General features: G+C 57.6%; 18 protein-coding genes, 1 other RNA gene and 1 pseudogene. 13 read left to right on the top strand and 7 right to left on the bottom strand.

Annotation, left to right across the window (positions count from 1 at the left end; all coding sequences use genetic code 11):
- Positions 1 to 85: 85 nt before the first annotated feature.
- A complete protein-coding gene (gene grpE / locus ACZZ0D_RS20275; protein WP_053117018.1) occupies positions 86 to 652 on the bottom strand; it encodes a nucleotide exchange factor GrpE in 567 nt (188 codons plus the stop codon).
- 240 nt (positions 653 to 892) lie between these two features.
- Here grpE and recN point away from each other — a divergent pair, with 240 nt between their 5' ends.
- Positions 893 to 2,566, top strand: a complete 1,674-nt coding sequence (gene recN, locus ACZZ0D_RS20280; protein WP_463554106.1) for a DNA repair protein RecN — start codon at positions 893 to 895, stop codon at positions 2,564 to 2,566.
- Between the two features lie 81 nt (positions 2,567 to 2,647).
- On the opposite strand, the gene fur is transcribed toward recN, so the two are convergent.
- Entirely contained in the window at positions 2,648 to 3,052 is a 405-nt protein-coding gene (gene fur / locus ACZZ0D_RS20285; RefSeq protein ID WP_008088309.1) for a ferric iron uptake transcriptional regulator, read from the bottom strand.
- Between the two features lie 97 nt (positions 3,053 to 3,149).
- Here fur and ACZZ0D_RS20290 point away from each other — a divergent pair, with 97 nt between their 5' ends.
- Positions 3,150 to 3,677: an outer membrane protein assembly factor BamE gene (locus tag ACZZ0D_RS20290; RefSeq protein WP_053117016.1), complete on the top strand. Its 528-nt coding sequence runs from the start codon at positions 3,150 to 3,152 to the stop codon at positions 3,675 to 3,677.
- 61 nt (positions 3,678 to 3,738) lie between these two features.
- Here ACZZ0D_RS20290 and ACZZ0D_RS20295 read toward each other — a convergent pair whose 3' ends face one another.
- The 3 genes from ACZZ0D_RS20295 to ACZZ0D_RS20305 are packed head-to-tail and all read right to left on the bottom strand — an operon-like array spanning position 3,739 to position 5,891.
- Positions 3,739 to 4,053 (bottom strand): RnfH family protein, encoded by a 315-nt coding sequence (locus ACZZ0D_RS20295; RefSeq protein WP_463554107.1) that lies wholly within the window; start codon positions 4,051 to 4,053, stop codon positions 3,739 to 3,741.
- Entirely contained in the window at positions 4,046 to 4,480 is a 435-nt protein-coding gene (locus tag ACZZ0D_RS20300; protein WP_007915213.1) for a type II toxin-antitoxin system RatA family toxin, read from the bottom strand. The genes ACZZ0D_RS20295 and ACZZ0D_RS20300 overlap by 8 nt, the downstream gene beginning before the upstream one ends.
- Positions 4,481 to 4,487: 7 nt before the next feature.
- On the bottom strand, positions 4,488 to 5,891 hold the full coding sequence (locus ACZZ0D_RS20305; protein WP_463554108.1) for a sodium-dependent transporter: 1,404 nt from the start codon (positions 5,889 to 5,891) through the stop codon (positions 4,488 to 4,490).
- A 119-nt stretch (positions 5,892 to 6,010) separates the two neighbouring features.
- On the opposite strand from ACZZ0D_RS20305, the pseudogene smpB reads away from it, so the two are divergent.
- Positions 6,011 to 6,492, top strand: a pseudogene (gene smpB, locus ACZZ0D_RS20310) (SsrA-binding protein SmpB).
- 120 nt (positions 6,493 to 6,612) lie between these two features.
- Here smpB and ACZZ0D_RS20315 read toward each other — a convergent pair.
- A complete protein-coding gene (locus ACZZ0D_RS20315; protein WP_212544105.1) occupies positions 6,613 to 7,380 on the bottom strand; it encodes an FCD domain-containing protein in 768 nt (255 codons plus the stop codon).
- A gap of 262 nt (positions 7,381 to 7,642) precedes the next feature.
- Here ACZZ0D_RS20315 and ACZZ0D_RS20320 point away from each other — a divergent pair, with 262 nt between their 5' ends.
- The 9 genes from ACZZ0D_RS20320 (at position 7,643) to ACZZ0D_RS20360 (ending at position 17,427) form a co-directional block, all read left to right on the top strand.
- Complete coding sequence (locus tag ACZZ0D_RS20320; protein WP_463554109.1) at positions 7,643 to 9,337, top strand: lactate permease LctP family transporter; 1,695 nt, start codon at positions 7,643 to 7,645, stop codon at positions 9,335 to 9,337.
- 150 nt (positions 9,338 to 9,487) lie between these two features.
- Positions 9,488 to 10,312: a (Fe-S)-binding protein gene (locus ACZZ0D_RS20325; protein ID WP_463554110.1), complete on the top strand. Its 825-nt coding sequence runs from the start codon at positions 9,488 to 9,490 to the stop codon at positions 10,310 to 10,312.
- Positions 10,309 to 11,763, top strand: coding sequence for a LutB/LldF family L-lactate oxidation iron-sulfur protein (locus ACZZ0D_RS20330; RefSeq protein WP_463554111.1), 1,455 nt, complete (start codon positions 10,309 to 10,311; stop codon positions 11,761 to 11,763). The genes ACZZ0D_RS20325 and ACZZ0D_RS20330 overlap by 4 nt, the downstream gene beginning before the upstream one ends.
- Positions 11,763 to 12,434, top strand: coding sequence for a LutC/YkgG family protein (locus ACZZ0D_RS20335; RefSeq protein ID WP_463554112.1), 672 nt, complete (start codon positions 11,763 to 11,765; stop codon positions 12,432 to 12,434). The genes ACZZ0D_RS20330 and ACZZ0D_RS20335 overlap by 1 nt, the downstream gene beginning before the upstream one ends.
- On the top strand, positions 12,431 to 15,241 hold the full coding sequence (locus tag ACZZ0D_RS20340; RefSeq protein WP_463554113.1) for an FAD-binding and (Fe-S)-binding domain-containing protein: 2,811 nt from the start codon (positions 12,431 to 12,433) through the stop codon (positions 15,239 to 15,241). Before ACZZ0D_RS20335 ends, ACZZ0D_RS20340 begins: the two co-directional genes overlap by 4 nt.
- A 129-nt stretch (positions 15,242 to 15,370) precedes the next feature.
- The gene (locus ACZZ0D_RS20345; protein ID WP_463554114.1) at positions 15,371 to 15,652 is read left to right on the top strand and encodes a hypothetical protein; all 282 of its coding nucleotides are present in this window, start codon (positions 15,371 to 15,373) and stop codon (positions 15,650 to 15,652) included.
- Positions 15,653 to 15,815: 163 nt separating this feature from the next.
- Positions 15,816 to 16,097 (top strand): hypothetical protein, encoded by a 282-nt coding sequence (locus ACZZ0D_RS20350; protein WP_463554115.1) that lies wholly within the window; start codon positions 15,816 to 15,818, stop codon positions 16,095 to 16,097.
- Between the two features lie 96 nt (positions 16,098 to 16,193).
- Positions 16,194 to 16,586, top strand: a transfer-messenger RNA (tmRNA) gene (gene ssrA, locus ACZZ0D_RS20355).
- 673 nt (positions 16,587 to 17,259) lie between these two features.
- Positions 17,260 to 17,427: a hypothetical protein gene (locus ACZZ0D_RS20360; protein WP_463554116.1), complete on the top strand. Its 168-nt coding sequence runs from the start codon at positions 17,260 to 17,262 to the stop codon at positions 17,425 to 17,427.
- A gap of 60 nt (positions 17,428 to 17,487) precedes the next feature.
- Here the strand turns inward: ACZZ0D_RS20360 and ACZZ0D_RS20365 are convergent, their stop codons facing one another.
- A complete protein-coding gene (locus ACZZ0D_RS20365; RefSeq protein WP_463554117.1) occupies positions 17,488 to 18,423 on the bottom strand; it encodes a YeeE/YedE thiosulfate transporter family protein in 936 nt (311 codons plus the stop codon).
- A 138-nt stretch (positions 18,424 to 18,561) separates the two neighbouring features.
- On the opposite strand from ACZZ0D_RS20365, the gene ACZZ0D_RS20370 reads away from it, so the two are divergent.
- A complete protein-coding gene (locus tag ACZZ0D_RS20370) occupies positions 18,562 to 19,968 on the top strand; it encodes a DUF2252 domain-containing protein (protein ID WP_463554118.1) in 1,407 nt (468 codons plus the stop codon).
- The last annotated feature ends 239 nt before the right edge of the window (positions 19,969 to 20,207 follow it).

Consider the following 20,207-nt stretch of genomic DNA (forward strand, 5'->3'; position numbering starts at 1 on the left):
TTTGGATTTGGATGCCGCAGCAGTGGTGGCTGACTGCGGTAGCACTTAAACGCTTGACTTCTAAATGGGGGCCTTGCGGCTAATTTCAAGCCTTCTCGTCAATCGAAGGCGAAATTGGCGCAGGCGCCTTGCTGACCACAACCATGGCCGGGCGCAACAGGCGACCGTTGAGCTGGTAGCCTTTCTGAAACACCTTCAGAACGCTGTTCGGTTCTACGTCGGCGCTTTCTTGTGCAGCCATCGCCTGATGGTAAACAGCGTTGAACGGTTCGCCATGCGGATCGATCGCTTCAAGCTGATAACGCTTGAGGGTGTCGTGGAACATTTTCAGCGTCAGCTCGATGCCTTCGCGCATCGGACGGATGCTTTCGTCGTCCGGGTTCGACAACTCGAGACCGCGCTCCAGACTGTCAACGATCGGCAGCAGGTCACTGGCGAATTTCTCCAGGGCGAATTTGTGCGCCTTCTCGACGTCCAGTTCGGCACGGCGGCGGACGTTCTGCAGATCGGCAGCTACGCGCAGAGATTGATCTTGCGCTGCGGCCAATTGCTCTTCGAGCACTTGCACACGGGTCGCCAGGTCATCACTCGAACCTTCCGGCGCCTGAGGGGCATCTGGGTTTTGCGTATCTACTGTCTGTTCGTCAGCCATAGAATTCTCCTTTCAATTTCTTCCGCGAGCCTGACCCGCGCTTCTGTCCCGATATATGGGGCCGCAAAATCAGGCTTCAAGGGCCTTCAAGCATTAACCCTACAAAAAAGTGCCGCATTCTCATTCCCTGATGCGCTAAGAAGTTTTGCGGTTCAAGCAAATCGAGCTAAGCGAGGGCATTGTCAGGCCGAAACAAAACACTGTATAAATAACCAGACCTAAAGCCTGGGAGCGGCCTTTATGCTGGTGCACCTGTCCGTACATAACTACGCCATCGTTGAACATCTCGATCTCGAACTTGATCGCGGGATGAGCGTGATCACAGGGGAAACCGGCGCCGGCAAGTCGATCATGCTCGACGCCCTCGGCCTGACCCTGGGCGATCGTGCCGACAGCGGCGTGGTTCGCCCGGGCGCCGACAAGGCCGACATCCTCGCGACGTTCGATCTGGTCGACATCCCCGAGGCCAGCGCCTGGCTGGCCGAGCGCGATCTGGACATCGACGGCCCGTGCATCCTCCGTCGGGTCATCACCAGCGAAGGCCGTTCGCGTGGCTACATCAACGGCACGCCCTGCCCGCTCGGCGACCTCAAGTCCCTTGGCGAATTGCTGATCGATATCCACAGCCAGCATGAACACCAGTCGCTGCTGAAAACCGATACCCATCGCCGTTTGCTCGACGAATACGCCGGCGCGACCGATCTGGCCCGTCAGGTTCAACTGGCTGCCCAGCGCTGGCGCCAGACCCGTCAGGAACTGGAGCGCCTTTCCAATTCCGGCGACGAACAACGCGCGCGCCATCAACTGCTCAGCTATCAGCTCGAAGAACTGGAAAACCTCGGTCTCGGCGATAACGAACTGGAGCAACTGGAGCAGGAACACAAAAACCTGACCAACGCTGAAACCTTGCTGGGCATTTGCCGGCAAGTGGTCGAGCAATGCAGCGAAAGTGATTCGGGCAATGTCCTGAACGCGCTGACCGCCAGTCTCAATCGCCTGTCGAGCGTGAATAATTCGGTCGGTGCTCTGGGCGAAGCCAGCAGCTTGCTGACCAGCGCGCAGATTCAGGTTGAAGAGGCTGTCGGTGAACTCAATCGATTCCTCGACAACTTCGATGCCGATCCGGCACGTCTGCAATATCTGGAAGAACGCCTCGATGCTATTTATACGCTGGCGCGCAAACACCGGATCCAGCCGACCGAAGTCGCGGAAATGCAGCAGAAGCTGCTGGATGAAATCGAAACCCTGAATGCCAACGATGAATCCATCGAGCGTCTGGGTGAGGAGCTGGCGTCCTACGCCCGTCATTATCAAGAGAAGGCCCGCGAGCTGAGCGATTTGCGCCATCAGGCCGCCGGCAGCCTTGCCAGTGCAGTGGAACAAGAGATTCAGCGTCTGGGCATGCCCGGCGGCCGATTCACCATCGAGCTGCGCGCCAACAGCAGTGACGAACTGCTGCCGAACGGCTTGGAACAGGTCGAATTGTTGGTCAGCGCCAACCCCGGGCAACCGCTCAAAGCGCTGGCGAAAGTGGCGTCCGGTGGTGAGCTGTCGCGGATCAGCCTGGCGATTCAGGTGATCACTGCGCAGACATCCCGGGTGCCAACGCTGGTATTCGACGAAGTGGACGTGGGCATTGGTGGCCCGACGGCGGAAATTGTCGGCCAGTTACTACGTCGCCTGGGTGAACGCGGACAGGTACTGACGGTGACGCATTTGCCGCAGGTGGCCGCGCAGGGTCATCAGCACCTGTTTGTGCACAAGGTGCGTGGCGATGAGGCAACCCACACAGCTGTGTCCAAGCTGAGCAAGAACGAACGTATAGAAGAAGTCGCGCGGATGCTTGGCGGCATCGATCTGACCAAGGAATCGTTGGCTCACGCGAAAAAAATGGTGGTTACCGCGAAAGTTTAAGATTTTGAAACAATAGAAAGCACGAAGGCGACCCTTGGGTCGCCTTCGCTCGTTTCGCGAACCTGAATTCGCGCGACATGCTTACTTTTTCTTGCGGACGTACAGCACCAGGTTGTGATCAACCATCTCAAAGCCATGCTTCTCGACGATCGACTTCTGAAGTTTTTCGATTTCTTCGTCGAAGAATTCGATCACTTCACCGGTTTCCACGTTGACCATATGGTCGTGGTGGCCACCGTCAGCCAGTTCGAATACCGCGTGGCCGCCGTCGAAGTTGTGACGGACCACCAGGCCAGCTGCTTCGAACTGGGTCAGAACACGGTAAACCGTGGCCAGACCTACGTCCTCGCCAGCTTCCATCAACGCCTTGTAGACGTCCTCGGCACTCATGTGACGCTGCTCGGTAGAGTCGAGCATTTGCAGGATCTTGACCCGTGGCAGGGTCACTTTGAGGCCGGCTTTGCGTAGTTCGCTATTTTCAACCATGGTCAGCTTTCTCGCGATGCTGCTTCGCAGCTTCTCTTAATGCGGGTATGATCGGCGTTTACGTTGTCCCAGCCAAGATAGTGGAAGTCGCCCACCGATGCAAAACACCAAGCTCTTGCTAACCAGTTTCACCTTTGTGGGACTGCTCGCACTCGCCGGTTGTTCATTCCCCGGGGTTTACAAAATCGACATCCAGCAGGGCAATGTCGTCACGCAGGATATGATAGACCAGTTACGCCCGGGAATGACCCGGCCGCAAGTACGGTTTATTATGGGTAACCCCCTGCTGACCGACACGTTCCATGCCGATCGCTGGGATTACCTGTATAGCCTGCAACCGGGTGGCGGTGAACGCCAACAGGAACGCGTCAGCGTTATCTTCAATTCTAACGACCAGCTAGTCAGCTTGTCCGGTGACTTTATGCCGGGCGTCAGCCGTGACGAAGCCATTCTCGGTAAGGACAGTGGCACTAACGTGACCGCTCCTGCTGAAAACACCGAGAAGCCAGCACCGGAAAAACCGGTCAAGCCAGGTTCCTTGCTGGATCAGATCCAGAAGGACGTCGATGGTGTGGAAACCGTTCCGGTTCCGACACCAGAGCCGCTGGACACCACGCCGCAATAATTTGCGACGCAATAAAAAACCCGGAAATTCCGGGTTTTTTATTGTCTGGCGTTTGGCTTATTTAAAGATTTCGCGCTTTAGCCTCAGCTGCTTTGGCCGCACGCAAGCGTCGAACTTCTTTCGGATCAGCGAGCAGAGAGCGGTAAATCTCAATGCGCTCGCCTGCCTGAATCACCCGCGAGTCTGGATCCGGCACTACCTTGCCGAAAATCCCTAGCGAACATTCCTCCAGATTCAGCTCAGGAAACGCGCCAGCAATACCCGAAGCGAGCACTGCAGCACGTACTGTCGTGCCCTCTGCCACGCTGACCGTGTCCAGAACCTGGCGATCAACCGCGGCATACACCACTTCTATCTCGATCACCGGCTTAACCATGCATCTGCTTGGCGCGCTGGCAGAACGCATCCACCAATGTGTTGGCAGCCTGATTGAACAGCGGCCCCAACGTCGCACGCACCAGCGGCCCGGCGTAATCGAACGATAAATCCAGGCTGATCTTGCAGGCCTTTTCGTTCAACGCCTTGAATACCCAGACGCCGTGCAACTGATTGAACGGGCCTTCCTCAAGATTCATCTCGATCGACTGGCCCGGTACCAGCGTATTGCGCGTGACGAAATGCTGACTCAGCCCGCCCTTCGCCACGCCAACACTGGCGCGCATGTGCTCAGGCGAGCTTTCCAGCACCTCGGCCGCCGAGCACCACGGCAGAAACTCCGGGTAACGCGCTACGTCGTTGACCAGGTCGTAGAGGAATTGCGCCGGGTACGGCAGCAGGGCTGAGCGTTGAATATGAGTCGTCATGTAAGCGTTACTTCCAGAGCTGAGCGGCAAACACTACAACAATGCCGATTGGCGCCACGTAGCGCATCAAGAACAGAGACAGGGAAAACAGTTTCGGGTTGCGGATCGACAACTCGTCACGCACCGCTTCACGCCCCATCACCCATCCGGCGAACAATACAAAACACAGGCCACCGAGCGGCAACATGATCCGCGAGGTGAAGAAATCGATCACACCGAAGAAGTCCAGACCGCTCTTCGCACCCCATTGGTAGAGGTGGAACAGACCGTCTTCGTTCACGAAAAATTTGGCTTCCTTCCAAATATTGAAGGAAAACACCGTGCCCAAACCGACGAACCAGCAGGTAAACGCCAACCAAAACGTCACCCAGGCGCGGCTGACTTTGGTGCGCTCAACCAGATACGCCACCATCGGCTCGAGCAAAGAAATCGCCGAACTCCAGGCCGCAACGGCGACCAGCACGAAGAACACCACGCCCATCAATTGGCCGAAGGCTACGTTACCAAAGGCAAATGGCAGGCTGACGAACATCAGGCCCGGGCCTTCGCTCGGGTTCAGGCCGGCGGCGAAGACGATCGGAAACAACGCCAGACCAGCGACCAGCGAGACAAAGGTATCAAGCAGCGCCACGCCGACCACCGTGCCGGACAGCGACGCGTTCTTCGGCATGTACGCGCCGTAGATCATGATCGAGCCGACGCCAACGCTCAGCGAGAAGAACGCGTGGCCCATCGCAGGCAACAGACCGTCGAGGACTTTTTCCGGATGGAAGTCGAACATGAAATGCACGCCTTCCATGAAATGCCCGGTGGTCATGCTGTAACCGAGCAACACCAGCACCATCACAAACAGCAACGGCATCATGATGCGCAGGCTGCGTTCCAGCCCGGCAACCACGCCTTTGGCGATGACGAAGGCGGACAACAGCATAAAAATCGTGTGCCAAAGTGTCAGGCGCCATGGATCGGCGATGACATTGCCGAAATACGCACCGACTTGATCGGCCGTCGCGCCCTGGAAGTCACCGCGACCCATGTCGACGATGTAATCCAGCGACCAGCCGCCGACCACACTATAGAAAGACAGGATCAGCAATGCCGTGATCATCCCGGCAAACGCGCCCCACGACCATTTGGCCGAGTGCCCGGCTTCCAGCGCCAATACCTTCAAGGCGTTCGCCGGACTCTGCCGCGCGCGCCGGCCAATCAGGGTTTCAGCGAGCATGACCGGGATGCCGATCAGGGCGATACACGCCAGAAACATCAGTACAAACGCACCGCCGCCGTAGACCCCGACCATGTAGGGGAATTTCCAGATACTACCCAGTCCCACGGCCGAACCGGTCGCGGCGAGTATGAATACCCAGCGGCTAGCCCAACTGCCGTGGACAGAAACCTTGTCTGTCGACATCGTTTATCACGCCCAAGCGTTAGAAAAAGAGGCCGCATTGTCCGGGATTCACTCAACCTGCTCAAGCACGCAGCATCACCGTAGCCGACGGCCGTTTATCTCCATATAATGCCGCCCCTATGGCTAAACAGAAGAAACACCCAACAGGACCATCGCGCAGAACAAAAAGGCGCGACACGATTACTTCATCGAGCATAAGTTCGAGGCTGGTCTGGTCCTGGCCGGCTGGGAAGTAAAAAGTCTGCGGGCAAGCAAGCTACAGCTGGTTGACAGCTATGTCCTGCTCAAGGATGGCGAAGCGTGGCTGCTCGGTAGCCACATCACGCCTCTGATGACCGCAAGTACCCACGTCATCGCTGACCCGGTGCGCACACGCAAATTGCTGCTCAACCGCCGCGAGCTGGAAAAGCTCGCCGCGATGGTGCAGCAAAAGGGTTACGCCTGCGTCTGCCTGTCCTGGTACTGGAGCAAGCACATGGTCAAGTGCGAGATTGCTCTGGGCAAGGGCAAGAAGGAATACGACAAGCGTGACACCGAACGCGAGCGCGACGCCGGTCGTGAGCTGCAGCGTGCTGTGCGCAACAAGGGCAAGGAAGATTAATTTCTTCTGCCTTTAAAGCGTATTCGCGAGCAAGCCCGCTCCCACATTTGGAATGCATTTCAAATGTGGGAGCGGGCTTGCTCGCGAAAGCTATGGCAGCATCAACACACAAACAACTGATCACATGCCCTTGCGCCGCTCCGCCCGAGCCATGCGCTGAACCTCCTGCCGCACCTCTTCCAGCACTTCCTGCACATACAAAATGTGTCGACTGGAGACTTCCCGCGCCTGCTCCGCGCGACCTTCAATAATCGCCAGATACAATTCCCGATGCTGGGTGATCAGCATGTCGCGGGTTTCCGTGCGCTGCTTGTACATGCCGCCAATGTTGGTCACCACGTTGCGCTTGAGCAAATCGAACAAGCCACGAATGGTGTGCAGCAACACCGCGTTATGACTGGCTTCAGCAATCGCCAGATGGAATTTCGCATCCGCCGCGCCTTCTTCCACCCGACTGACCTCATCGTGGCGCGAGTAGCAATCCTGCAACTCATCGAACGCCGCCGTCAGCCGTTCACGATCGACGTCCGTCGCGCGCAATGCTGCGTAATAGGCACACGATGCCTCCAGGGTGTGGCGAAACTCGAGCAAGTCGCGCTGCGCTTCAGGATTGTTTTCGAGCAGATGCAGCAGCGGATCGCTGAACGTTGAGCCCAGACTTTCCACCACATAGTTACCGCCGCCCTGACGGCTGACCAGCAAGCCTTTGGCCGCGAGCTTCTGAATCGCCTCACGCAATGACGGACGCGATACGCCGAATTGCTCGGCCAGCGTGCGCTCCGCCGGAAGCCGTTCACCGGACTTCAGCGTGCCCTCAAGGATCATCCCCTCGAGTCGCTCGACAATATCGTCAGACAAACGGCGCTGACGTATCTGATCAAACCCCATAACTCACTTCTCCACGATCCCGACCGCTCGCCGGGCTCTCTATTCTGGCCTATCGGCGCCTTGCCGACACCTACCAGACGCCACTTCGTCGAAGCGGATCAGACGCGATCTGCGCTGCACGTTCGACAAAAGTTTTAGGGCGACAAATTGACACACCGATACCAAGGCTTTTACCCTAGCCAACAGCGATTGTAAATTGGTCTTACCAATTAACCAAGAACGCTGACAGTGCCTGACCAACAACAATTAGGGGCCACCCCATATGCAAACCTGGCAACAGCTCTACAGCCCGCTCGGCAGTCTCGGCGTGTCCGCACTCGCGGCCGTCATCCCCATCGTGTTCTTTTTCCTCGCGCTGGCGGTGTTCCGTCTCAAGGGCCACGTGGCCGGAAGCATCACCCTCGCCCTGTCGATTGCCGTGGCGATCTTCGCGTTTCAAATGCCGGTCGACATGGCTTTCGCCGCCGCCGGTTATGGTTTCGCCTACGGTTTGTGGCCGATTGCCTGGATCATTGTCGCGGCGGTATTCCTCTACAAACTGACGGTGAAAAGTGGTCAGTTCGAGGTCATTCGCAGTTCGGTGTTATCGATTACTGACGACCAGCGCCTGCAAGTGCTGCTGATCGGTTTCTGCTTCGGTGCGTTCCTGGAAGGTGCCGCCGGTTTCGGCGCGCCCGTGGCGATTACCGCCGCGCTACTTGTCGGGTTGGGCTTCAACCCGCTGTACGCCGCTGGCCTGTGCCTGATCGCCAACACCGCACCGGTTGCGTTCGGCGCCTTGGGGATCCCGATCATCGTTGCCGGTCAAGTGACCGGGATTGACGCGTTCAAGATCGGCGCCATGACCGGTCGCCAACTGCCGCTGCTGTCGCTGTTCGTGCCGTTCTGGCTGGTGTTCATGATGGACGGCCTGCGCGGCGTTCGTGAAACCTGGCCGGCTGCATTGGTCGCGGGCCTGAGCTTCGCCATCACCCAATACTTCACCTCCAACTTCATTGGCCCGGAACTGCCAGACATCACTTCGGCACTGGCCAGCCTGATCTCCCTGACCCTGTTCCTCAAAGTCTGGCAACCGAAACGCACCGCCGGCGCACAAATCGCAGGCGCTACCTCCAGCGCAGCGATTACCGCCAGCGTCGGTGGTTTCGGCCAGAAGCGCACCACCGTGGCTTCGCCTTACAGTCTCGGGGAAATTTTCAAAGCGTGGTCGCCGTTCCTGATCCTCACCGTGCTGGTAACGATCTGGACGCTGAAGCCTTTCAAAGCGATGTTCGCCGCTGGCGGTTCGATGTACAGCTGGGTGTTCAACTTTGCGATTCCGCACCTTGATCAACTGGTAATCAAGACCGCACCGATCGTGGCCGCTCCGACCGCGATTCCAGCGGTGTTCAAGCTCGACCCGATTTCCGCGACCGGCACGGCGATTTTCTTCTCGGCGCTGATCTCGATGCTGGTGCTGAAGATCAATTTCAAAACTGGTCTGACCACTTTGAAAGAGACCTTCTTCGAACTGCGCTGGCCCATTCTGTCGATCGGCATGGTGTTGGCGTTCGCCTTTGTCACTAACTATTCCGGCATGTCCTCGACCATGGCCCTCGTGCTGGCAGGTACCGGCGCGGCGTTCCCGTTCTTCTCGCCGTTCCTCGGCTGGCTCGGCGTGTTCCTCACCGGTTCCGATACATCGTCCAACGCGCTGTTCAGTTCGCTGCAAGCAACCACTGCACACCAGATCGGCGTCAACGATGTCCTGCTGGTAGCGGCCAATACCAGCGGCGGCGTGACCGGCAAAATGATCTCGCCACAATCGATCGCCGTGGCCTGCGCCGCGACCGGTTTGGTCGGCAAGGAATCGGATCTGTTCCGCTTCACCCTCAAGCACAGCCTATTCTTTGCAACGATTGTCGGTCTGATCACCCTGGCTCAGGCCTACTGGTTCACCGGCATGCTGGTGCACTAAACCTACAAGAACCATGGAAAAAACCGACGCCGGTTCGTGATGCCGGCGTCAGCAATTCACCACCCGGTCTGTAAGGCTGCTGAAAGCAACACTCTCTATATTCAGCAGCCTCAGCGGACGGATAACCGGGATCACCCGGAGACACGCCTGATGAGCGAGCTTTTTTACAACGCTGTGCCGAACGCGACCCGCGTGGCACCGCCACTGCCCGAACCTCGGCAATACCCCAGCGAGAAACCGTCGCGGGTTTATCTGTTCGGGACGTGCGTGGTTGATCTGTTCTACCCCGAAGCCGGGATGGACGCGATCCACTTGCTGGAGCGCGAAGGGATTCGGGTCGAGTACCCGCAAGGGCAGAGTTGCTGCGGTCAACCGGCCTACACCTCGGGTTACACCGAGCAGGCGCGGACGGTAGCGCGCTCGCAACTGGCGCTGTTTGCCAGCGATTATCCGGTGGTGGTGCCGTCGGGTTCCTGCGCGGGCATGCTGCGCGAGCATTACGCCGACTTGTTCAAGGACGAGCCGGACACGTTGAAACAGGTTCAGGCCCTCGCGGCCCGCACCTATGAACTGGCCGAGTTTCTGCTGTTCGTCTGCAAGGTGCAGCTCAAGGACAGCGGCGAACCGGTCAAAGTCGCCCTGCACACTTCGTGTTCGGCACGCCGCGAAATGAACACCCACCTGCACGGCCGCGAGTTGTTGGCGCAGTTGAGCAACGTGGAACGGGTCAACCACGACCACGAAAGCGAATGCTGTGGCTTCGGCGGAACATTCAGCGTCCGTATGCCAGACATTTCCGGCGCGATGGTGGCTGACAAGACCCGATCGCTGAAGGATTCCGGCGCGCATCAGGTGTTGAGCGCCGACTGTGGCTGTTTGATGAACATCAACGGCGCATTGGAGAAACAAAAAGAAACGCTACGCGGGCAACATCTCGCCAGCTTTCTGTGGCAACGAACCGGGGGTGCGCAATGAGCACTTCCGCGATTATTCCTACGGTCGCCGTAGAAGAAGATTTCCGCACCCGGGCCCACAACGCCTTGGGTGATCAGCAACTGCGGAACAACTTCCGCACTGCGATGGATTCATTGATGACCAAACGGGCAGCCGCTTTCAGCGATGCCCACGAAAGAGAACACTTGCGTGCTCTGGGCAACTCGATCAGAGCCCGCGCGCTCTCCAAGTTGCCCGACCTGCTCGAGCAACTGGAAACAAACCTGACCCGCAACGGTGTGACAGTGCACTGGGCGGAAACGGTGGACGAGGCCAATGGCATCGTCTTATCGATCATCCGTGCTCACGAGGCGCGGCAAGTGATCAAGGGCAAATCGATGGTCAGCGAAGAAATGGAGATGAACCATTTCCTCGAGGCTCAAGGCATTGAATGCCTGGAGTCCGACATGGGGGAATACATCGTCCAGCTCGACCACGAGAAGCCTTCACACATCATTATGCCGGCGATCCACAAGAATGCCGGTCAGGTCGCGTCCTTGTTCCACGACAAACTTGGCGTGGAATACACCAAGGACGTTGACCAACTCATTCAGATCGGTCGCAGAGTCCTGCGGCAGAAATTCTTCGAAGCGGACATCGGCGTCTCCGGTGTCAACTTCGCCGTCGCCGAAACCGGCACCCTGCTGCTGGTGGAAAACGAAGGCAACGGCCGCATGACCACCACCGTGCCGCCGGTGCACATCGCCGTCACCGGCATCGAAAAGGTTGTGGAAAACTTGCGCGACGTGGTGCCGTTACTGTCGCTGCTGACACGCTCGGCGCTGGGCATTCCGATCACCACTTACGTCAACATGATCTCCGGCCCGCGCAAAGAACACGAACTCGACGGCCCGCAGGAAGTGCATCTTGTGCTGCTCGACAACGGTCGCAGCCAGGCTTTCGCCGACAGTGAATTGCGTCAGACCCTGAACTGCATCCGCTGTGGCGCCTGCATGAACCATTGCCCGGTATACACCCGCGTCGGTGGTCACACTTATGGCGAGGTGTATCCGGGGCCGATTGGCAAAATCATCACCCCGCACATGGTTGGCCTGGCCAAGGTTCCGGATCACCCGAGCGCGTCATCGCTGTGCGGTGCCTGCGGTGAAGTATGTCCGGTAAAAATTCCTATCCCGGCGATCCTGCGGCGCTTGCGCGAAGAAAACGTCAAAGCCCCGGACAGCCCCTATCAAGTGATGCGCGGTCAGGGCAGCAAGTATTCGCGCAAGGAACGTTTTATCTGGAACGCCTGGGCCAGGCTCAATAGCTCGCCAACCTTGTATCGATTGTTCGGATTCTTCGCCACGCGCCTGCGGGCGCTGACGCCAAGCAACGTCGGCCCGTGGACGCAAAATCACAGCGCGCCAAAACCCGCCGCCCGCTCACTGCACGACATGGCCCGCGAGCATCTGGCCAAACAGGGAGATCGCTGATGAGCGCCAAGCAAAATATCCTCGGCAAACTGCGGAAAAGTCTGACCGGCGCCACGCCGATTGCCGACGACTTCGACGTCGATTTGGTGACGCAGCCCTACACCTACAGCGCCGAACAACGCATCCCGCAACTGCGCAAACTGATGGAAGCGGTACACACCGAAATCCACATGACCTCGGGCGAAGAGTGGCCAGCGCTGCTTGCGCAATTGCTGCGCGATCGTCAGTTACCGAGCCTGTTGATTGCACCGACTACCGCCCACGGGCAGAAAATCACACAACACTGGGCGAACAATCCTGACCTGCCGACGCTGAAATCCTACGACCGGCCCATGGAAGAATGGAAAGCCGAGCTGTTCAACGACACCCCGGCCAGCCTCACCGGCACCCTCGGTGCGATCGCCGCCACTGGCAGTCTGATCCTGTGGCCAACCCGCGAAGAACCACGGCTGATGAGTCTGGTACCGCCGGTGCATTTCGCCCTGCTCAAGGCCAGTGAAATTCGCGACAACTTCTATCAGGTGCAACAGGAATTCGAGTGGGCGCAAGGCATGCCGACCAACGCGCTACTTGTGTCCGGCCCGTCGAAAACCGCTGACATTGAACAAGTGCTGGCCTACGGCGCCCACGGCCCGAAAGACCTTGTGGTGCTGATCCTGGAGGATCAATGACACTTCCAGTGAATTTCCTGCGTGATGCGCAGCAACTGATTCCGGCCGAGCGCCGTTTTGATGATCCGTTATCGACGCTGGCCTTCGGCACCGATGCAAGTTTTTATCGGCTGATTCCGCAGTTGGTGATCCGCGTTGAATCTGAAGACGAAGTCGTGGCGCTGCTGAAGTTGGCTCAACGTGACCATGTCCCGGTGACCTTCCGCGCGGCGGGTACCAGTCTGTCCGGGCAAGCAATCAGCGATTCCGTGTTGATTGTGCTTGGGGATAACTGGAACGCGCGCGAGATTCGTGGCCAAGGTACGCAAATCCGCCTGCAACCGGGCGTGATTGGTGCGCAAGCCAATGCGTGGCTGGCGCCGTTCGGACGCAAGATCGGCCCGGATCCGGCGTCGATCAATGCCTGTAAAATCGGCGGCATCGTCGCCAACAACGCCAGCGGCATGTGCTGCGGCACCGCGCAAAATACCTATCACACGCTGGCCGGGATTCGGTTAGTGCTGGCCGATGGCACACGGCTCGATACTGAAGATGCTGCGAGTGTCGCGGCATTCCACGCCAGCCACGGCGAACTGCTCGAACGCTTGGCGACGTTGGGCCGCGAGACCCGCGCCAACGCTGAACTGGCTGCACGAATCCGCCACAAATACCGTCTGAAAAATACCACCGGCCTGTCACTCAACGCCCTGGTGGATTTCGATGAGCCTGTGGATATCTTGAGCCACTTGCTCGTCGGCTCCGAAGGCACGCTCGGCTTCATCAGCGCGGTGACGTACGACACGGTAATCGATCACCCGAACAAGGCCTCGGCGCTGATCGTCTTCCCCGATGTGGAGACCTGCTGCAACGCGGTTACCGTGCTGAAAAGCCAACCGGTGTCCGCCGTAGAGTTGCTGGATCGCCGCAGTCTGCGCTCGGTGCAAGACAAACCCGGCATGCCCGCTTTCGTACAACAACTGTCGAACAATGCCTGCGCGCTACTGATCGAATCCCGCGCGGCGACCTCTGCACTCCTACAGGAACAACTGGGGCAGATCATGGCGTCACTCAGTGGTTTCCCGGTGGAGAAGCAGGTCGACTTCACCGAAGACCCTGCCGAGAACGCCAAGCTCTGGGCCATTCGCAAAGACACCTTCCCTGCCGTCGGCGCCGTACGTAAAACCGGCACCACGGTGATCATCGAAGACGTGACGTTCCCGGTCGAACAATTGGCCATCGGTGTGAACCGCTTGATCGAGTTGTTCGACAAACATTCCTACGACGAAGCGATCCTTTTCGGACACGCGCTGGAAGGCAATCTGCACTTCGTCTTCACCCAAGGCTTCAACAACCCGGAAGAAGTCGCACGCTATCAAGCGTTCATGGATGACGTCGCGCAACTGGTCGCCGTGGAGTTCGGCGGCTCGCTGAAAGCCGAGCACGGCACCGGTCGCAACATGGCGCCGTTCGTGGAACTGGAATGGGGCAGCGACGCCTATCAACTGATGTGGCAACTGAAACGTCTGCTCGACCCTAACGGAATTCTCAACCCGAACGTGGTGCTCAGCGAAGATCCGCAGATCCATCTCAAGCACCTGAAGCCACTGCCGGCGGCCGATGAGATTGTGGATAAGTGCATCGAGTGCGGCTTCTGCGAACCGGTTTGCCCGTCGAAAGGACTGACCCTGAGCCCGCGCCAACGCATCGTGATCTGGCGCGATATTCAGGCGAAAAAACGTGCCGGCGTCGACACCACCGAACTGGAAAAAGCCTACGAATACCAAGGCATCGAAACCTGCGCCGCCACCGGTCTGTGCGCACAACGTTGCCCTGTAGGCATCAACACCGGCGAGCTGGTGAAAAAACTCCGAGGCCGACACGCAACGCATCAGAAAACGGCTGACTGGATTGAAGGAAATTTCGCCAAGACTCTGCAAGGCGCACGCCTCACTCTGCATGTGGCCAACGGTGCGCGGATGATGCTCGGCGCGCCGCGTCTGGCGAAACTGTCGGCAACGCTGACGCGTTTGTCCAAAGGCCAGGTGCCGTTGTGGACAAATGCGATGCCGCAACCGGAGAAAGCCATTCGCTTCAGCCCGAGTGTGTCGGACGAACGCCCGCGTGTGGTGTATCTGGCCGCGTGTGTCTCGCGGGTCATGGGCCCGGCGGCGGGAGATAAAGAGCAGATGTCGCTCTACGACAAAACCCGTGGCCTACTGGAAAAGGCCGGTTACCAAGTGGTGTTCCCGGACAATCAGGACAACCTCTGCTGCGGTCAGCCCTTCGCCTCAAAAGGCTACGCCGAGCAAGCCGAACACAAGCGTCAGGAGTTGATCAGCGCCTTGCTCCACGCCAGTCGCGGCGGTCTCGACCCAATCTATTGCGACACCAGCCCATGCACGTTGCGCCTGGTTCAGGACGTGGGAGAAATCCGTCTCGATCTGTACGACCCGGTGCGCTTCATCCGTACGCATCTTCTCGATCGACTGGACTTCACCCCACAAGACGCACCGATTGCCGTGCACGTGACCTGCAGCACTCAGCACCTGGGCGAAAGCCAGGCGTTGATCGATCTGGCGCGCAAATGCAGCAAAACCGTGGTGATTCCGGAAGGCATTCATTGCTGCGGTTTTGCCGGCGACAAGGGCTTCACCACGCCGGAGCTGAACAGCCATTCGCTACGCACTTTGAAGGACGCGGTGCAGCATTGCAGTGAAGGAATTTCCACCAGTCGCACCTGCGAAATCGGCCTGACGCAACACGGCGGCATCGACTATCACGGTCTGGTTTATCTGGTCGATCGAGTCACTCAGGCGAAGGCCTGCTGAAGAAAACAGAACCCTTGCGCGAGACCGCAGTCCACAGAACAGGCCCCGAACACTCGGGGCCGTTCCTTCTTTCGGTGACCGGCACTCAGGGTCAGCGAAGTCTGGATCCCTCAGCGCAAGGAGATACACATGAAACGCTCTGTACTGCTCGGTCTGTTCGTTACTGCCTCGGTGATGGCGTCGACTTCGTTTGCCGCTGACAAGCCCACCAGCCTCTGCGAAGCCAATCTGCAGACGATCAACAATGCGAAATCGCAATATCAGACATCGCCTGATCTGAATGCACGCGTCTCGGCCAGCGTGCAAAAGGCTCAGGATCTCAAGTCCCAAGGCAAGATCGACGACTGCCTGGCAGAAACCCAGCGCACCATTCTGGAAATCCAGAACGCGTCGGGCGACACCAAAAAGTGACCTCGCCGAAATGGCCTTTTCATACTAGATGTAAAAAAAACCGAATTCCTGCGTAGCGCGGCGGTCGATTGAACAGGCCCTACGCTAACGTAGCCTGTTATGACCTCGGCAACGCCGCCAGACTGTCCGGTAGCACCGAGACCAACCGTTCAAGGAGATACCCATGAAGCATTCTGCAATTGCTGGATTGTTCATCGCTGGTGCACTTCTGGCGTCGCCGGTGTTTGCGGCAGATTCGAATAAAGACCTGTGTGCCGGGAATCTTCAACTGATGAAAGACTTTGTCACCAGCCAGCCTTCCATTCCGGAAACCTCGGTGGACGACGTCAAGACCGCTCAAGAAAACGCCATGAAGGCGCAGGCTGCCGGGGACGATGGCAAATGCGTTGAAATCACCAACGGCATGATCGCGAAAATGCAGATCCGCAGTCCAACGCGTAACTGACACACCCGGAAGCCAACCTTCGGGTTGGCCTTCCCGGGCGATTGGCGTACACTGCGCAGGCTTGTTGCTCAAACAGATGTACTGAGCAATGAGTTCGGGGCCGTTTAGGATTCGACGCCGGTTGCGAAACTTTAGGTGCATGCCGACTTGGTAACAGAAGTCGTAAATCCACTGTTGCAACTTCTTATAGTTGCCAATGACGAAACCTACGGGGAATACGCTCTCGCTGCGTAAGCAGCCTTAGCCTTCCCTTCTGGTACCTTCGGGTCCAGCAATCATCAGGGGATGTCTGTAAACCCAAAATGATTGTCATATAGAACAGAATCGCCGTGCAGTACGTTGTGGACGAAGCGGCTAAAACTTACACAACTCGCCCAAAGCACCCTGCCCTTCGGGTCGCTGAGGGTTAACTTAATAGAAACGGCTACGCATGTAGTACCGACAGCGGAGTACTGGCGGACGGGGGTTCAAATCCCCCCGGCTCCACCAACTCAAAAAAAAGACGTCCTCGGACGTCTTTTTTTATGGCTGAAATTCAAGCACGCACGCATCATGAAATTGCGAAAAATGGGGATTTGCACTGCGCCTAGACAGTGTGATGATTATGCATTTCGTCGGCGAACACCCTGCAATGACAGCTCTTCGCCTGTAAATGCGCCACCTGTATGTGCTCATCTCAAATCAAAGTTTATTTTCAACCTTATGGGTACTCTCTCCATGATAAGCGGCCAGCAGCATTCAAAAGACCTTAGCTTTGCGGGCTTGATGAGCCTTAAAAGCAGGTCACGTGACCGCCAGGTTGATGCTGTCTATTCATCTGCCCCTGAGATGCTTGAAATGGCTGCTGTCAGTGCAAAAGCCGCGCTTCGTAGCAGCTCTACTTCACTCCCTCGCCCACAACGATTTTCTGCGCTTAGCGACTGATGTCTGACACGGCTAGGGAAGACGCTCGGTTCGCCCAGCTTGAAGGTTCAGAGCTCCGTAAACACTCTTAAGCTAGAGTTTGGAGGTCAGGTAACCGTCGATCTGTTACTCAAGCATATCGACAACTCTGGTCGACTCTATAAAGCTGGCGTCGATAAGATCGACCACCATATCCCCGAGCGACACTCGCGAGCCGATTTGATGGCCGAGGTAGGGTTTTAACATCAGGAGCTCATTGATGAACGCAACCAAGTCCGGCTCACCCAACGCCCAAAAAAGCGCCTTCGCCGATTTCATCCGCAATGCCGGATCCGAGCAAAAAAAGCGTATTTACAGTGAAGTGTTGGCCGAAGCCACCAAGCAACAAAATCAGTTGATAGCCGAAGCAGAAGCCAAACGGATCTGATCCGAATTATTGGCATGAAGCCCGGCAGATGACCGGGCTTTCTGGCGCACAGGGGTTCGCTCAATCCTCAGCATTTCTCTTCGGAAATCTCCGAAAAAAACCGCGCCCCCCAACCCCCACCAACACCCCCAACACAATCGCCGCCAACGGCACCGCCCCCACCCATGTCATCGTCGGAAACACCAACAAGATCTGCGAGTCATTCCCGCCCAGCATCATCGACGCGCCAATCCCCATCAGCATCCCGGCCAGTAAATGCCGAACAACCGGCAACCACTGCAACCGCTGATAACAAAACGTCCGTCGCTTCAACGTGTACACCAGCATCCCCAGCAGCAACATGCCAAACACCGCCACTCGCTGAACCGTCAACGCGCCCTCATCCATCGCCCAGAACATCCGCGACAAGTCATAAATGAACACGCTCGGCGTCCACTGCGGTTCGAACGTGTAGAGCGCGCTGGTCAGAGCGCCGAGCAGCAGGCTCGAAACCACCACACGCCGATCGCCATGCATCTGTGACAAAAACACCAAAACCAGTAAGACGATGCCGATAGTCAGCCAATACTGATGGCTGGATATCTCCGCCATGTGCTGAATCTTGTGTTCAGTGAGCATGTTGAGGTGGTGCCAAAGCACGATGCCCAGCACCCAGCCGATCACCGTAAATATTTTCGCCAGATGACCGCTGGCGAGTTTGGTCAGGGTGCCGACGCTGCATCCGTCGTTGAGCACCGAGGCGACACCGAACAACAAGCCGCCAAGCACCAGTGACCGATAGCCCACTTCAGGAATAAACAGCGGCTGACTGAATCCGGACAATCCATACAACGGCCCCAGCAACAATCCAAACAAGCCACAGGAAACCAGCGACACAAACAGTGTCGGTCGGCGTCGCAGCAGTTGCCCGACCGCGTTGACCAGGCACATGCCCATGCGCTGGGACACCAGGCCAATGAGGAAGGCCAGCAGTAGCGAAATCAACAGTGAAAGCACAAGGCTCCCCGTTTTTGGAACGTGAGGTCGGTTGGACGTTATCGCAGATCGCGCGCGGTGCAAACCTTGCGGGTGAAGTGCGAAAGCGCTTCTACACTCACAGCGCACCTGCCATTCAACGTCGACACCCGAGTGATCATGACTTCCTTAAAAGACCGCATGCAAACCGGCAAGGACGCACGCAAGCAGTGCTCGCGCGGCTCTCAGGCTTCGACGGGCAAGATGAGTCGTGATCCGATTCCGCTGATCAAGGCGTCGAGTCAGGGGCGTGTCGAGTCGTTGGTGGAGTTGCGTTACGGGCGCATGCTGGTGTCGCCGTTTACGTTTTTTCGCGGCAATGCGTTGTTGCAGGCGCATGACTTGTCGAGCACGGCGACCATGGGTTTGATTTCGCCGATCTGCGGTGATTGTCATTTGATGAATTTCGGTGGTTTCGCCACGCCGGAGCGCAATCTGCTCTTCAGCGTTAATGATTTTGACGAGGCGCATCCCGGGCCGTGGGAGTGGGATTTGAAACGTCTGGCCGCCAGTCTGGTGATTGCCGCGCGCGACTTGCGCCACGGCGATTCGGTCGAAGAGTCGGTGTGTCGCGACATGATCGGCGCGTATCAAGCGACCCTGCTGGAGTGCGCCGAACAGAGTTCGCTGGAGAACTGGTACGAGTCGATCAGTTACACCGACTTGCTCGCGCAGGCGCGCAAAACCACGCTTGAACACGTGCAACGGGCTATCGAAAAAGCTGAGCAGCGCACTCACGCAGGCCTGCTGCCGAAGATCAGCGAGCGCGATAAACACGGGCGTCTGATTATTCGCGATGACTTGCCGGAAATTTTCCATCTGCACAACAACTCCACGTTGCTGGATGCCGAGGATGACTGGCTGCGACTGTCGGACTGGCGTCCGCTTTACGAGATGTTCATGCGCGATTATCGCGGCACGTTGCAACCCGATCGTCGCGAATTGTTGTCGCGGTTTCATGTGCAAGACATGGCGTTCAAAGTGGTCGGCGTCGGCAGTGTCGGCACGCGTTGTCTGGTGGCGCTGATGACCGACGATCAGGAATTTCCGCTTTTTCTGCAGTTCAAGGAGGCGCGGCGCTCGGTGCTTGCCGATTACGTCAAAGGCAAATCGCGGGTGCGCCACGAAGGTCAGCGCGTGGTCGAGTGTCAGCGTTTGATGCAGGCGGCCAGCGATCTGTTTCTCGGCTGGACGACGGGGCCCAACGGTCGGCATTTCTATGTGCGGCAACTGCGTGACATGAAAATCTCCGCCGAACTGGAAACCTTCGACGCTGAAACCTTCGCCGCTTATGGACGGGTTTGCGGTCGTGCCCTGGCCCGCGCGCATGCGAAAGCGTCCGGACAAGCCGCGCAAATCAGCGGCTACATCGGCAAAAGCGATGCGCTGGCCGATGCGTTGTTGAAGTATGCGCAAAGCTACACCGCGCAAAATGAACGCGACTTCGAACGCTTTCAATTGGCCTGTCGCAAAGGTCGATTGCGCGCACGTTCGGAAGCCGACTTTACCGCTGATTACCTGCCTTGAACCGGGCTAGAGCGGCCGCCAACGAGATGAATTTTTCTTCACTGCCCCTGCCCGACCGAACCTGTAAAGTTCGCTCGCTCATTCAAGAAACTACGGTTCGCCCGCGCTCCTGCGGGCTTTTTTTTGCCTGAAATTCCTCATCATTCCAAGTTTCCCCTGTAGGAGCTGCCGAAGGCTGCGATCTTTTGATCTTGAAACGCAGGATCAAAAGATCGCAGCCTTCAGCAGCGCCTACAGAA

This window comes from Pseudomonas sp. AC193 (assembly GCF_979258075.1).